The sequence below is a fragment of the Mycobacterium sp. MAA66 genome (assembly GCF_041261665.1).
Lineage (GTDB): Bacteria > Actinomycetota > Actinomycetes > Mycobacteriales > Mycobacteriaceae > Mycobacterium.
On record NZ_JBGCCC010000009.1, the window covers coordinates 54,195 to 67,611 of the forward strand.

A 13,417-nucleotide genomic window follows, 5' to 3' on the forward strand; every position below is an offset into this window, starting at 1 on the left:
CCGACAGCTTCCATCTCATCGAGGAGAAATTGTGGGCCACTACAAGAGCAATGTCCGTGACCAGGTCTTTGCCCTGTTCGACGTCCTTGGCTTGGACAAGGCGCTAGGTGCCGGATCGTTCGCCGATCTGGATGTCGACACCGTCAAGGAAATGATCAACGAGATGGCGCGCCTGGCCGAGGGCCCGATCGCCGAATCGTTCGCCGACGGTGACCGCAACCCCCCGGTCTTCGACCCCAACGCCCACACCGTCAAGCTGCCCGAGTCCTTCAAGGCCTCCGTGCGCGCCTACATCGAGGGTGGCTGGAACAAGGTCTCCCTGGACGAGGAGCTCGGCGGCATGCCGGCCCCCAAGGCAGTGCTGTGGGCCCTCAACGAGCACATCCTGGGTGCCAACCCGGCCGTCTGGATGTACGGCGGCGGCGCCGGCTTCGCGCAGATCTTCGCCCACAACGGCACCGAAGAGCAGAAGAAGTGGGCGGCCATCGCCGCCGACAACGACTGGGGCGCCACCATGGTGCTGACCGAGCCGGACGCCGGTTCTGACGTCGGCGCCGGCCGCACCAAGGCCGTTCAGCAGGCCGACGGCACCTGGCACATCGACGGTGTGAAGCGCTTCATCACCTCCGCCGAGGCCGACGACCTGTTCCCGAACATCGCGCACCTGGTGCTGGCCCGCCCCGAGGGCGCCGGCCCGGGCACCAAGGGTCTGTCGCTGTTCTTCGTGCCGAAGTTCCTGTTCGACCACGAGACCGGCGAGTTGGGCGAGCGCAACGGCGTCTACGTCACCAACGTCGAGCACAAGATGGGCCTGAAGGTTTCGGCCACCTGTGAGCTGACCTTCGGTCAGCACGGCAAGCCCGCCATCGGCTGGCTGGTCGGCGAGGTGCACAACGGTATTGCCCAGATGTTCGACGTCATCGAGCAGGCTCGAATGATGGTGGGCACCAAGGCCATTGCCACCCTGTCGACCGGCTACCTGAACGCCCTGGAGTACGCCAAGGAGCGCGTGCAGGGTGCCGACCTGACCCAGATGATGGACAAGGCCGCCCCGCGCGTCACCATCACCCACCACCCCGACGTCCGTCGCTCGCTGATGACCCAGAAGTCCTACGCCGAGGGCATGCGCGCGCTGTACCTGTACACCGCGACGTTCCAGGACCCCGAGGTGGCCCAGGCCCTGCACGGCATCGACGAGAAACTGGCACTGCGGATCAACGACCTGCTGCTGCCGGTGGTCAAGGGCTTCGGCTCGGAGACCGCCTACGCCAAGCTGACCGAGTCGCTGCAGACCTTCGGTGGTTCGGGCTTCCTGCAGGACTACCCCGTCGAGCAGTACATCCGCGACGCCAAGATCGACTCGCTGTACGAGGGCACCACGGCCATCCAGGCGCAGGACTTCTTCTTCCGCAAGATCGTCCGCGACAAGGGTCAGGCCCTGGCCTACCTGGCCGGCCAGATCGACTCGTTCATCAAGGCCGAGACCGGCAACGGCCGCCTGAAGGCCGACCGTGCCCTGCTCGCCACCGCGCTGGAAGACGTCCAGGGCATGGCCGCCACGCTGACCGGCTACCTGATGGCCGCTCAGGAAGACTCGAAGGCCATCTACAAGGTAGGCCTGGGTTCGGTCCGCTTCCTGCTGTCCGTCGGCGACCTGGTGGTCGGCTGGCTGCTGCAGCGCGAGGCAGCCGTCGCGATCGAGAAGCTCGACGCCGGCGCCACCGGTGAGGACAAGGCCTTCTACGAGGGCAAGGTCGCGGCCGCGTCGTTCTTCGCCAAGAACATGCTGCCGCTGCTCACCAGCACCCGCACCGTCATCGACACGATCGACAACGAGGTCATGGAGCTCGACGAAGCCGCCTTCTAGGCACCTTCAACGTGAACGGCCCTCGGCTCTCGCCGGGGGCCGTTTGCGTTGGCCTAGTCGGGCAGGCGCCGGCCGATCTCGAAGGCCAGGCAGAGTTCGGCGACATCCCGGGGACGCGCCAGCGACCGCCCTGTCCGCTCCTCGATACGGTGCAGCCGGTGCCGAATGGTGTTCGGGTGGCAGAAGATCGCGGCCGCGGCACCATTGGCTGAGCCGCCTGCATCCAGCCAGGCCTGAAAGGTCTCGACCAGGATCGCCCGTTCCTCTTCGGGCAAGTCGTTGAGGCCGCCGAGTACTGACTCCTCGATACGGGACATCACCTCGGGCGCGCTCACCGCGGCGAACGCCAGCGGGGCGTCGTCGAAGGCGCACACCAACTCGTCGGTACTCGGTCGACCCACCACGGCGAGGCGCGCCAGCCGCAATCCGTCGCCCGTCTCCGCGAGGCTGTCGAACGCCGGGCTCAGACCGACGCGCGCGGTGGCCACCCGGCGCAACACATCGGTCAGTGCGCCGTAGGTTGTCGCGCCTTGCCGCAGATGCACCACGCCGACCTGCAGATCGGGCAGCAGCCGCCAAACCGAGCGAATGTCCCGCGCCGCCAGTTTGTTGGCGATCTCCGGCAGCCCGAGCTTGCCGATCGCCGGAATCTCCGCTGCCGCAACGACATACGGACCGCCGGTCGGAAGCCCCAGCAGATCGGCTGCTTCCCAGAGACTTTGGTGGTCGGTGATCCGGCCGAACAGCACGGCCTCGACCAGTGCCGACCGCTCTTCCTCGCGATCCACCAGTTGACTGGTGAGCTGCTCGCGATAGGCACCGGTCATCGCCTGGGTGAACTCGTCCTGGCTCAGGAAGATCTGGGCGCTGGCCGCCAGGATCGACTCGGAGGGCACACCGATCTCACGTGCGGTCGCCACGGTCTTCTCCCACATCAACCGGAAGCCGATGCGGTACGCCGTCATCACCGATGCCAACGGGACACCTTCAACGGCCCGATTCCGACCGGTGGCCATGGCCGGCGACAGGTCGGCGCTCCCATCGCCGGTCAGCGAGTGGAACACGAAAGTCATGTTGGCGACACAACTTTCGCGCACATTGTCCCGGGCGGCAGGGGGCAACGTCCGATAGCCGTCGATCTCGGCCCAGATCCGGTCGGCCAATTGTTCGCCGAGTTGGTCGATGCGCTCCAGCATCAGCCGGCTCAGGTCGACGATGTACCGGTCGACGGCAGAAGCGGGCGCCGAGGTCATGGCCCAACCATAGGCCAGCACCCGGCCTGTTGTGGGCGATCACATTCCACGGGCACCAGCGTTGTTCCCGTCACCATCGCTTCGGCAATGGCGCCGGATCACCCTTGAGATATGACCAACCTCGCCACCAACCTCACCGCCTCAGCGCAGCGCGGCCCGGCCCACCCGGCCCTGCGTTGCGACGATCAGACCTACACCTTCGACGAGTTCCACCGCGCCGCCGCACGGATGGCAACCCTGCTCGAACGCCTCGGCATCGAGCCCGGCGATCGCGTTGGCATCATGCTCCCGAACACCCCGGCCTTCGCCATCGTCTTCTACGGGGTGATGTACCGGGGCGCGGTCGCCGTGCCGATGAATCCGCTGTTGAGTGCCCGAGAGATCGAGTTCTACCTGTCCAACACCGACGCCAAGGCGTTGTTCGCCACCCCGACCTTTGCCGACGCTGCCCGCGCCGGCGCCACGGCAGCCGAAGCGCAGTGCGTCCTGGTGGACGATGCGGCCCTGCTGGAGTTGCTTGCCGGCCAAACCGAATACACCGCTCCGGAGCAGCGCGCCGACACCGACACCGCGGTGGTTCTGCACACCTCCGGGACCACGGGCCAACCCAAGGGCGCCGAGCTGACCCACGGCGGGCTGGGCCGCAACGCCGACGTCTGCGTCCGGACCCTGTTCCACGGCGGACCCGACGACGTCATCATGGGATGCCTTCCCCTCTTCCACGTCTTCGGCCTGACCTGCGGGCTGAACAGCGCGGTGCTCGCCGGGGCCACTCTGACCTTGATTCCGCGGTTCGATGCGGCCAAGGCGCTCCGGGTCATCGAGCGCGACCGCGTCACCATCTTCGAGGGTGTGCCGACCATGTACTCGGCCATGCTCGCTGCCGCAGCCGAATTGCCCGACGACCGGGTGAAAGCCGGCGCCGCCACCCTCCGGTTGTGCGCATCGGGCGGTGCAGCCATGCCGGTCCAGGTGATCCACGACTTCGAAAACGCCTTCAGCTGCGCAATTCTGGAGGGTTACGGCCTGTCCGAGACCTCCCCTGTCGCCTCCTTCAACCACCCCGACAAACCCCGCAAGCCGGGTTCGGTCGGCACCCCGGTGGAGGGCGTCGAGATGCGCGTGGTCGCCGATGACGGGATGCCGGTGCCCCAGGGCGAACCCGGCGAAATCCAGATTCGCGGCCACAACATCATGAAGGGCTACTGGAACCTGCCCGAGGCGACCGCAGAGGCGATCAACGCCGAGGGCTGGTTCGCCAGCGGCGACATCGGCCGGATCGACGAGGACGGCTACTACTACATCGTCGACCGCAAGAAGGTCTTGATCATCCGCGGCGGTTTCAACGTCTACCCACGCGAGGTGGAAGAGGTGCTGTACGCCCATCCCGACGTCGCTGAGGCGGTCGTGGTGGGTATGCCTCATGAATCCCTGGGCGAGGAAGTCGGCGCCGCCGTCGCCCTCAAGCCGGACGCCGCCGTGACGGTCGACGAACTGCGTGAGTTCGTCAAAAGCCAGGTGGCCGCCTACAAGTACCCGCGCCGCATCTGGTTCGTCGACTCCCTGCCCAAGGGTCCGACGGGCAAGCTCCTGCGCCGCGAAATCACCATTCCGACAACAGAAAGCACGAAGTGATATGTCTACCCGCATTGCTCCCGACGAACTAGCGGTTCCGCTCGACCTGCTGCTGACCAGTGCCACGCGGCCCTTCGTCCGCCGCATGACACCCGATGCCACCTGGCTGCGGATGGGCGCCAACCTGGCCAAGCAACCCCGCACGGTGCTCGACCGCGGCGCCGAACTGGCCCGCGAGCTGGGCAGTATCGCCCTCGGCGACTGCGACCTCGCCCCGAACCGCGCCGACAAACGCTTCAGTGACCCTGCGTGGCAACAGAACCCGGCACTACACCGGATCATGCAGGCCTACCTGGCCGCTTCCGACACCGCCGAAAGGCTTTTCGACGACGCCGATCTGGATTGGCGGGACGAGGCCCGGATGCGCTTCGTCCTGGACAACCTCGTCGAGGGACTGGCACCTACCAACAACCCGTTGATCAGCCCGCTGGGCTGGAAAGCGTTGATCGACACCGGTGGTCTGAGCGCGGTGCGCGGGCTGCGGGCCTTCGCCCGCGACATGATGTCGCAGCCGCGGGTGCCGGCCATGGTCGAACCCGACGCCTACGCCGTCGGCGAGACCCTCGCGGTCACCAAAGGCGCCGTCGTGCTGCAGACCCCGATGTTCGAACTCATCCAGTACGTGCCCCAGACGCCGAAGGTCCGTGCGGTGCCGCTGCTGATGGTGCCGCCGGTGATCAACAAGTACTACGTCATGGACATAGCCCCGGGCCGCAGCATGATCGAGTACTTCGTCCAGCAGGGCCAGCAGGTGTTCACCATCTCGTGGCGCAATCCGCAGGCCCGACACAAGGATTGGGGACTGGATGCTTACGGCGGCGCCCTGGTCGAGGCGATCGACGCGGTGCGTGCGATCACCGGTTCGGACGGCACCCATGTGATGGCCAGCTGCTCAGGCGGCATCATCACGGCCATGACCGCGGCGCATCTGGCCGCAACGGGTCAGGGCGACAAGATCGCCGGCCTCACCCTGGCGGTGACGGTGCTGGATCAGGACCGCGCCGGGTTCGCCTCGGCCGCGATGAGCGACCGCGCCGCGCAGGCCGCGATCGCCACCTCGGCACGCAAGGGTTACCTGGACGGCAAGGCGATGGCCGAGATGTTCGCCTGGCTGCGTCCCACCGATCTGGTGTGGCGGTACTGGGTGAACAACTATGTGCAGGGCCGGTCTCCGGCCGCCTTCGACGTCTTGTTCTGGAACGCCGACACCACCCGGATGGCCGCCGCACTGCACCGCGACATGGTGCTGATGGGTGTGCACAATTCGTTGGTCACACCAGGGGAAGCGAGCATGCTCGGCACCCCCGTCGATCTGGGCAACATCACGTGCGACGCTTATGTGATCGGTGGCATCGCCGACCACATCTCACCGTGGCAGGCCACCTATCGCAGCGCCAAACTGCTTGGTAGCAAGGACAATCGGTACGTGCTGTCCTCCAGCGGCCACATCGCAGCCCTGGTCAACCCGCCAGGCAATCCGAAGGCCTCCTATCGGGGTGGTCAAGTCGCCGACGAGACGCCCGACGAGTGGCTGGCCGCCGCCGAAAAGTCCAGCGACTCATGGTGGCCCGACTACGTCGCGTGGCTGGCCGAGCGCAGCGGCGACGAAATCGACGCACCCGTGACACTGGGAGCCGAGGGCTTCACCGCGATCGGCCCGGCACCCGGAACGTACGTGCTGCAGAAATGACAAACAACGAGGTAGCGCTTGAACGTTACGTTTCGGTCGGCGGACAGCGGCTGCGAGTGCGAGTCGACCGGGGCAACGACGCCGGCGCGGTCCCGCTGGTGCTGTGCAACGGCATTGGCGCCAGCCTGGAGGTGCTCGACCCCTTCGTCGAGCACCTCCTACCGCAGACCACGGTGATCCGGTTCGACGTGCCCGGCACCGGTGGTTCACCGGTGTCGTTCGCCCCGTACGGATTTCCGTACCTGGCCTGGGTGCTCGGACGGATGCTGAACAAGCTCGGCTACAGCGTGGTGGACATCCTGGGCCTGTCCTGGGGCGGGGCGCTGGCACAGCAGTTCGCGTTTCAGAATCCGCGGCGCTGCCGCCGTCTGGTCCTGGTGGCCACCGGAACCGGAGCGGTGATGGTGCCCGGACATCCCCGAGTACTGGCAAAAATGCTGACACCAAAGCGTTTCTCGGACACCAGCTATGCCGCATCGGTTGCCGGAGAGCTGTACGGCGGCAAGGTCCGTGAACACGGCGAGGACGTCGCCAAGTTGTTTCTGCAGCAGTTGCACGCCGGCTCGAAAGTCGGCTACCTGCACCAGTTGTTGGCCGGCGCGGTGTGGACCAGTCTGCACGCACTGCCGGCAATCCGGCAGGAGACGTTGATCGTGGCCGGTACCGATGACCCGATCGTCCCGGTGATCAACGCCAGGATGATGAATTGCCTGATGCCGCACTCACAGATGTATCTGCACGACGGCGGTCACGTCGACCTCATCACCAACGCCGCCGTACTGGCGCCCGTCATCAGCCAGTTCCTCAACGAGCCCGGGGAGCGGCCGTGACCACTAACTGATCACGCCGCCGACCAGGTGCCCGACAAGGTAGGTGGCCGCCAATGCCAGGGCACCTCCGATCACGTTGCGCGCCACGGCTTTACCAGCCGGAGCGCCGCCGAGCCGGGCGGACACCACGCCGGTGATCGCCAGTGCCAACAGCACCGCGATCACGGTCACCGGGACACGCTCGGTCACCGGCGGCAGCAGAATCGCGATCAACGGCAACAGCGCCCCGGCCGTGAACGACACCGCAGAGGAAGCGGCCGCCGACCAGGGGTTGGCCAGATCACCGGGTTGGATGCCCAATTCGACCTCCGCGTGCGCGGCGAACGCGTTGTGATCGGTCAGCTCCTCGGCCGCGGTGCGGGCGGTCGCCACCGACATGCCCTTGCCTTCCAACAGCCCGGCCAACTCGTCCAGCTCGGCCGCCGGATCCTCGTGCAGTTCGCGGCGTTCCTTTTCGAGCAGTGCGCATTCGGTGTCGCGCTGGGTGCTCACCGACACGTACTCGCCGAGGGCCATCGACACCGCACCGGCAACCAGTCCGGCCACACCCGCAGTGAAGATCGGCCCACGGTCCACAGTGGCGGCAGCAACGCCGACCACGATGCCCGCAGTCGAGACGATGCCGTCGTTTGCGCCCAGTACACCGGCACGCAACCAATTCAGTTTGGACGCAACAGAACCCACATGGGGCTCGGCAGGGTGGGACTCGAACGCCATGCCCGAGACGCTAAACGGCGCAGCGCCGATCCGCCAGCAATCGAAGGCTAGCCAAACCCGCTACGAATCCAGTGCCTTGAGCACTGACCGGGTGCGGGCCCGGCCCTCGGCCGACGGATCGAACGTCACGCCGACGTACTCGTCGACTCCGGCTGCCCGCAGTTCGGCCAACCGGTCCCGGACCACCTGCTCGTCACCGATGATCGCGATGTCCTCCGGACCGGCGTAGCCCTCGCGGTCGAGCATGGCTCGGTACGACGGCAAGTGCCCGTACATGACGAACTGCTCGGCGGCCTGCTTACGGGCGCCGTCGACGTCGTCGGTGACAGCAATCGGAATCGCCGCGACCACCCGAACCTCGTCGGCCCGGCCGGCGTCCGCGGCAGCCTGGCGCAGCGTCGGGCCGATGTGACCACTGAGCGTCTTGGGTCCGGTCATCCAGGTGACCGTCCCAGCGGTACGCCGACCTGCGACCTTCAGCAGCTGCGGGCCAAGCGCGGCGATGTAGACCGGTGGGGTCGGGGCACCCGGAATCATCAGCGAGCCGCGAGTGGTCACCGTCTCACCGATGGCGTTGGCCTGTTCTCCGGCCAACAGCGGCAGCAGCCCGTCGAGGTACTCGCTCAGCCGGCGCACCGGCTTGTCCCACGGGATGCCCCACATGCCTTCGGTGACGGCTTGATGCGTCATACCGAGGCCCAGCAACAGCCGCCCGCCGGACATCTTGCTGATGGTCAGGGCTCGCTGGGCCAGCAGCATCGGGTGCTGATTCTGGATCGGCAGCACGCCGGTGCCGGCCTCGATCCCGTCGACCTGGTGCAGGGCGACCGCCAGGACGGTGAGAAGGTCTGGCTCATAAGGCATTTGGGCGAACCAGACCCGGCGGAAACCCTCGTCTCGCAGCTGGGTGAGGTAGGCAATGGTGTCGTCGACCGGGGAACCGAGGCCGCTCAATGAACCGAAAATGCTGATCTGCATGGGACGCTCCTTCAGACCGGGTTAGGTGACCTGTTGAATATCGAAGCATGACCGGCAAGCGAGTAGCGAAGGCGGATCGCGCATGAGCACCGAGACCGCGGAGACTGCCCGGCTGCAGTATTTCGGGCCGAACTGGTTCGCCTCGGTGATGGGCACCGGCATCGTGGCCACCGCCGCCGCCTCCTTGCCCGTGCAGTTCCCGGGACTGCGAGCTTTCGCCGAAGTGGTGTGGGTGATCGCCGCGGTCCTGCTGGTGCTGCTGATCGTCGCGGTGACGGTGCAGTGGGTGCGTCACCCCAAAGTGGCCCGCGGCCAGGTGCGTAATCCGCAGATGACGCACTTCTACGGGGCGGCACCGATGGCCCTGCTGACCGTGGGTACCGGCGCCGTGCTGATCGGCCGTGATCTGATCGGCATGCGGCTGGCGGTCGACGTGGACTGGGTGCTGTGGAGCGCGGGCACCGTCGGCGGGCTGTTCACCGCGATGACCATCCCGTACCTGATGTTCACTCAACTGGAGGTCGGGCCCGACGCGGCCTTCGGCGGCTGGCTGATGCCGGTGGTGCCGCCGATGGTCGCAGCGGCGTCGGGTGCGCTGCTCATTCCACACCTGCCGCCCGGTACGGGCCGCGCCACGATGTTCTACGGCTGCTTCGCGATGTTCGGGCTGTCGCTGATCGCCGCGCTGATCATCATCACGCTGATCTGGAGCCGGCTGGCGCACTACGGCACCTCGGGCTCCGCCCGGGTACCGACGCTGTGGATCGTGCTAGGACCGTTGGGACAGGGCATCACCGCGGCCGGCCTGCTGGGAACCGTGGCGGCACTGGCGGTCAAGCCCGAATTAGCCTCCGGTATGCAGGTTTTCGCGGTGCTGTTCGGGGTGCCGGTGTGGGGCTTCGCAGTGCTGTGGATCGGATTGGCGACCGCGCTGACGGTTCGCACGCTGCGCCGCGGCATGTCGTTCGCGCTGACCTGGTGGAGCCTGACCTTCCCCGTCGGCACCTTCGTGACCGGTACCTCGCAACTGGCCGCTCATACCGGGCTGCCGATGTTCCGGGTCGCGGCGGTAGTGGCTTATGGCTGTCTGCTCTCCACCTGGGCGCTGGTGGCGGTCCGTACGTTGCGCGGCAGCGTCGGAGGCAGCCTGTTCGCCCCGGCGCCGCCTCCGGCGCCGATCCACAAAGACCCGAAATGATCGCGACGGCTCGGGTGTACGACCCCATCGACCCGGCACGGCCACCCCGGGTACTGGTGGATCGGTTGTGGCCCAGGGGAATTCACAAGGACGACCCACGCGTCGGCACCTGGCTGCCGGAAATTGCGCCATCGACCGAGTTGCGCAAGTGGTACCACGCCCACCCGGACCGCTACGACGACTTCGTGGCCCGCTACCGCGAAGAGCTGACCGACTCCGATTCGGTGGCACAGCTGCGGGCACCGGTCACCCTGGTGACGGCGGCCCGGGAGATCGAGCACAGCCACGTGCCCGTACTGGCGGAATTCCTGGAGCAGACCACGTCTCAGTGAGACGAACCCGGCTTTGGTGCGGTCGCGAAGTCGACGAGGGTGGCACGGGCCTGCCGGTCGGCGTGACCCAACCCGAGTTCCAGCAGTGCGCACTCGACGGTCGCCCCGATCCACAGCCGTGCCGCGACGGCTGGTGCCGACCAGCCAAGGGCGACGAAGTCGGTGGTCAGCAGAGTCACCGTCGCTTCATTGCGCCGGGTGATCTCATCCTGGATCGGTACCAACGCGCGGGCTTCGAGGATGAGCGCACGGACACCACGCTGGCTCAGGCAGGCGTCCAGATAGGTGGTCGATATCGCCGCCAAGCGCTCACGACCCGACGGCAGACCCGCAACGGCGTGCTGCACGTCGGCCAGGATCCGATCATGAAACCGCCGGTGCAGCTGAACCAGGTACGCGGTGCGGTCACCGAAGTGATGAAAGAACGTGCCCTTGGCCACCCCGGCGGCCCCGGTGATGGCGTTGACACTCAGGCTGTCCAACCCGGTGGTCTCGGCAAGTGCAAAGCCGATGTCCAGCAGCGCTTCACGGGTTCGTTCCTTGGCTGCGGCCCGCGATATTCCGGTCGTCATGACATCCTGTTCACTCTCGGTGACCGACTGGTCAGTGGTGATATTACGCGAATCGCCATGTAGATGGTCTATTCTGGCGTATTCATTGACCGACCGGTCGATCAATGGCTAACATCGGCACATGCCCATAGTCGAGACCCGAGCAGGAGCTCTCACGTATCAGGACCACGGCGAAGGCCCGGTCTTGATCCTGTTACACGCCACGCTGCACAGCCACCACGACTTCGACGCCATCGCCCCCGCATTGGCGCGCGACCACCGCGTCATTGCCCTCGACTGGCCCGGCTGCGGCGAGTCGGCGCCGCCGGCGGATCCGGCCAACTTGAGCGCGCCTCTGTTCGCCGACGCCCTCGAAGACCTGGTCGACCACTTGGGCGTATCGAAGGTGGTGTTGATCGGCAATTCGGTGGGCGGGTTCGCCGCTGCACGACTGGCGATCAACCGGCCGGAACTGGTGGCCGGGCTGGTGTTGGTTCAGACCGGCGGGTTCATGCCGATGAACGCGGCGTCCCGGCTGTTCTGCCGGACGATGGGCACGCCTGCGGTGTTCAAGATGGTCGCGCCACTGTTCATCAGTGCCTACATGAAGCCTCAGACCGCGCTGGACCATGAGATCGCCGAGCGCACCAGGGAGCTCGAACGCACGGCTGCGGGTCGCCTACAAGGGGCCGCGCTGTGGCGCAGTTTCGCCGAACCCGAGCACGATCTGCGATCCCGCGGGGCACAAATAGCCGCGCCGACGCTGATCATCTGGGGTCGCCGTGACGTCGCCATCCCGAAGGCCGCCGGCCGTGCCGCCAATGCCGCGATCCCTGGCTCCCAGTTCACGATGCTGAACACCGGCCATGTCTCGTTCTCGTCCGCGCCCGGCGAATTCCTGGCCGCGGTGCAGCCGTTCCTGGCGACCATTCGCGAGCGCATCGGCTGACAAACGAAAAGTGCCTCGTGTTTCCGTCGGGTCGGGGTCTGACGGAAACACGAGGCACTTGGGGTATCGGCAGGCCGGCGGGTGGTGTTACACCCGCCGAGGATCAGGCCTCCAAAATCGCAGTGACGCCCTGCCCGCCGGCGGCGCAGATGGAGATCAGGCCACGGACCGGCTGGCCGGTCTGCTTCCTCTTCTCGGCGAGCTGCTTGGCCAACTGAGCCACGATGCGCCCGCCTGTCGCGGCGAACGGGTGACCCGCGGCCAGCGACGAGCCGTTGACGTTGAGCTTGGACCGGTCGATCGAGCCCAGCGCACCGTCCAGGCCGAGGCGCTCCTTGCAGTACTGGTCGGATTCCCACGCCGCGAGCGTGGCCAGCACCACCGAGGCGAACGCCTCGTGGATCTCGTAGAAGTCGAAGTCCTGCAGTTTCAGGCCGTTACGGGCCAGCAGTCGCGGTACCGCGTAGGTCGGCGCCATCAGCAGGCCGTCGGAGCCGTTGACGTAGTCGACTGCGGCGGTCTCCGAGTCGACGAAGTAGGCCAGCACCGGGATGTCGTGCTCGGCCGCCCACACGTCGGTGGACAACAGCGCCACCGAGGCGCCGTCGGTCAAAGGGGTCGAGTTGCCCGCTGTCATGGTGGCGTCACCCAACTTGACCCCGAACACGGGCTTCAGCTTGGCCAGTTTCTCGGTCGACGAGTCACCGCGCAGGTTGTTGTCGCGGTACAGGCCCAGGAACGGGGAGACGAGGTCGTCGAAGAAGCCGCGGTCGTAAGCGGCGGCCATGTTCTGGTGGCTGGCGGCGGCGAGGGCGTCCTGGTCGACGCGCTTGACGCCCATCTCTTTGGCGGTCATGGCGGCGTGCTCGCCCATCGACAGCCCGGTGCGGGCCTCGCTGTTGACCGGAATCTCGACGCCGACCGCGGCCGGCAGCTTGCCCACCAGCTTCAGTCGGTCGATGTTGGACTTGGCCCGGCGCAGGCTCAACAGCACCCGGCGCAGGTCGTCGCCGAAAGCGATCGGCGCGTCCGAGGCGGTGTCCACGCCACCGGCCGCGGCCACCTGGTAGCGACCCGCCGCGATGCCGTCAGCGGCCGCAATGGCCGACTGCAGACCGGTGCCACAGGCCTGTTGCAGGTCGAACGCCGGCGTGTACGGCGACAGCGAAGTGCCCAGCACACATTCGCGGATGAGATTGAAATCACGGCTGTGCTTGAGCACAGCGCCGCCGATCACCATGTCGAGGCGCTCACCTTTGAGGTTGAACCGGTCGATCAAACCGTCCAGAGCTGCGGTGAACATGTCCTGGTTGGAGGCGTTGGCGTAAGCGCCGTCGGATCGCGCGAAGGGAATGCGATTACCACCGAGGACTGCTACCCGGCGGCGGCTGTTGTTGTCGGCCACGGCTTTGCTCCC

The 13,417-nt window shown here is 66.7% G+C and carries 12 protein-coding genes; 7 read left to right on the forward strand and 5 right to left on the reverse strand.

Going from position 1 to position 13,417, the window contains the following annotated elements; translation table 11 throughout:
• Positions 1 to 31 precede the first annotated feature (31 nt).
• On the forward strand, positions 32 to 1,867 hold the full coding sequence (locus ABIA30_RS21580) for an acyl-CoA dehydrogenase (protein WP_370069161.1): 1,836 nt from the start codon (positions 32 to 34) through the stop codon (positions 1,865 to 1,867).
• A 53-nt stretch (positions 1,868 to 1,920) separates the two neighbouring features.
• Here the strand turns inward: ABIA30_RS21580 and ABIA30_RS21585 are convergent, their stop codons facing one another.
• Positions 1,921 to 3,120 (reverse strand): PucR family transcriptional regulator, encoded by a 1,200-nt coding sequence (locus ABIA30_RS21585; protein ID WP_370069163.1) that lies wholly within the window; start codon positions 3,118 to 3,120, stop codon positions 1,921 to 1,923.
• Between the two features lie 111 nt (positions 3,121 to 3,231).
• On the opposite strand from ABIA30_RS21585, the gene ABIA30_RS21590 reads away from it, so the two are divergent.
• From ABIA30_RS21590 to phaZ, 3 genes are read left to right on the forward strand one after another with little or no spacing between them, the layout of a single operon-like run.
• Positions 3,232 to 4,755, forward strand: coding sequence for a long-chain fatty acid--CoA ligase (locus ABIA30_RS21590; protein ID WP_370069165.1), 1,524 nt, complete (start codon positions 3,232 to 3,234; stop codon positions 4,753 to 4,755).
• A 1-nt stretch (position 4,756) separates the two neighbouring features.
• The gene (locus ABIA30_RS21595; protein WP_370069167.1) at positions 4,757 to 6,445 is read left to right on the forward strand and encodes a PHA/PHB synthase family protein; all 1,689 of its coding nucleotides are present in this window, start codon (positions 4,757 to 4,759) and stop codon (positions 6,443 to 6,445) included.
• Entirely contained in the window at positions 6,442 to 7,275 is an 834-nt protein-coding gene (gene phaZ / locus ABIA30_RS21600) for a poly(3-hydroxyalkanoate) depolymerase (protein ID WP_370069169.1), read from the forward strand. Before ABIA30_RS21595 ends, phaZ begins: the two co-directional genes overlap by 4 nt.
• 3 nt (positions 7,276 to 7,278) lie before the next feature.
• On the opposite strand, the gene ABIA30_RS21605 is transcribed toward phaZ, so the two are convergent.
• Both ABIA30_RS21605 and ABIA30_RS21610 read right to left on the reverse strand, forming a co-directional pair.
• A complete protein-coding gene (locus ABIA30_RS21605; RefSeq protein ID WP_370069171.1) occupies positions 7,279 to 7,992 on the reverse strand; it encodes a VIT family protein in 714 nt (237 codons plus the stop codon).
• A gap of 60 nt (positions 7,993 to 8,052) precedes the next feature.
• Positions 8,053 to 8,970, reverse strand: a complete 918-nt coding sequence (locus ABIA30_RS21610; RefSeq protein WP_370069173.1) for a TIGR03564 family F420-dependent LLM class oxidoreductase — start codon at positions 8,968 to 8,970, stop codon at positions 8,053 to 8,055.
• Positions 8,971 to 9,052: 82 nt separating this feature from the next.
• Here ABIA30_RS21610 and ABIA30_RS21615 point away from each other — a divergent pair, with 82 nt between their 5' ends.
• Together ABIA30_RS21615 and ABIA30_RS21620 are read left to right on the forward strand one after the other, a co-directional pair.
• Positions 9,053 to 10,168: a TDT family transporter gene (locus tag ABIA30_RS21615; protein ID WP_370069175.1), complete on the forward strand. Its 1,116-nt coding sequence runs from the start codon at positions 9,053 to 9,055 to the stop codon at positions 10,166 to 10,168.
• Positions 10,165 to 10,500, forward strand: a complete 336-nt coding sequence (locus ABIA30_RS21620; protein ID WP_370069177.1) for a DUF488 domain-containing protein — start codon at positions 10,165 to 10,167, stop codon at positions 10,498 to 10,500. The genes ABIA30_RS21615 and ABIA30_RS21620 overlap by 4 nt, the downstream gene beginning before the upstream one ends.
• On the opposite strand, the gene ABIA30_RS21625 is transcribed toward ABIA30_RS21620, so the two are convergent.
• Entirely contained in the window at positions 10,494 to 11,072 is a 579-nt protein-coding gene (locus ABIA30_RS21625; protein ID WP_370069178.1) for a TetR/AcrR family transcriptional regulator, read from the reverse strand. The two genes, ABIA30_RS21620 and ABIA30_RS21625, sit on opposite strands and share 7 nt — an antisense overlap.
• A 121-nt stretch (positions 11,073 to 11,193) precedes the next feature.
• Between ABIA30_RS21625 and ABIA30_RS21630 the strand changes: the two genes are divergently transcribed.
• On the forward strand, positions 11,194 to 12,000 hold the full coding sequence (locus ABIA30_RS21630; RefSeq protein WP_370069180.1) for an alpha/beta fold hydrolase: 807 nt from the start codon (positions 11,194 to 11,196) through the stop codon (positions 11,998 to 12,000).
• A 103-nt stretch (positions 12,001 to 12,103) separates the two neighbouring features.
• Here ABIA30_RS21630 and ABIA30_RS21635 read toward each other — a convergent pair whose 3' ends face one another.
• A complete protein-coding gene (locus ABIA30_RS21635) occupies positions 12,104 to 13,405 on the reverse strand; it encodes an acetyl-CoA C-acetyltransferase (protein WP_370069182.1) in 1,302 nt (433 codons plus the stop codon).
• Positions 13,406 to 13,417 lie beyond the last annotated feature (12 nt).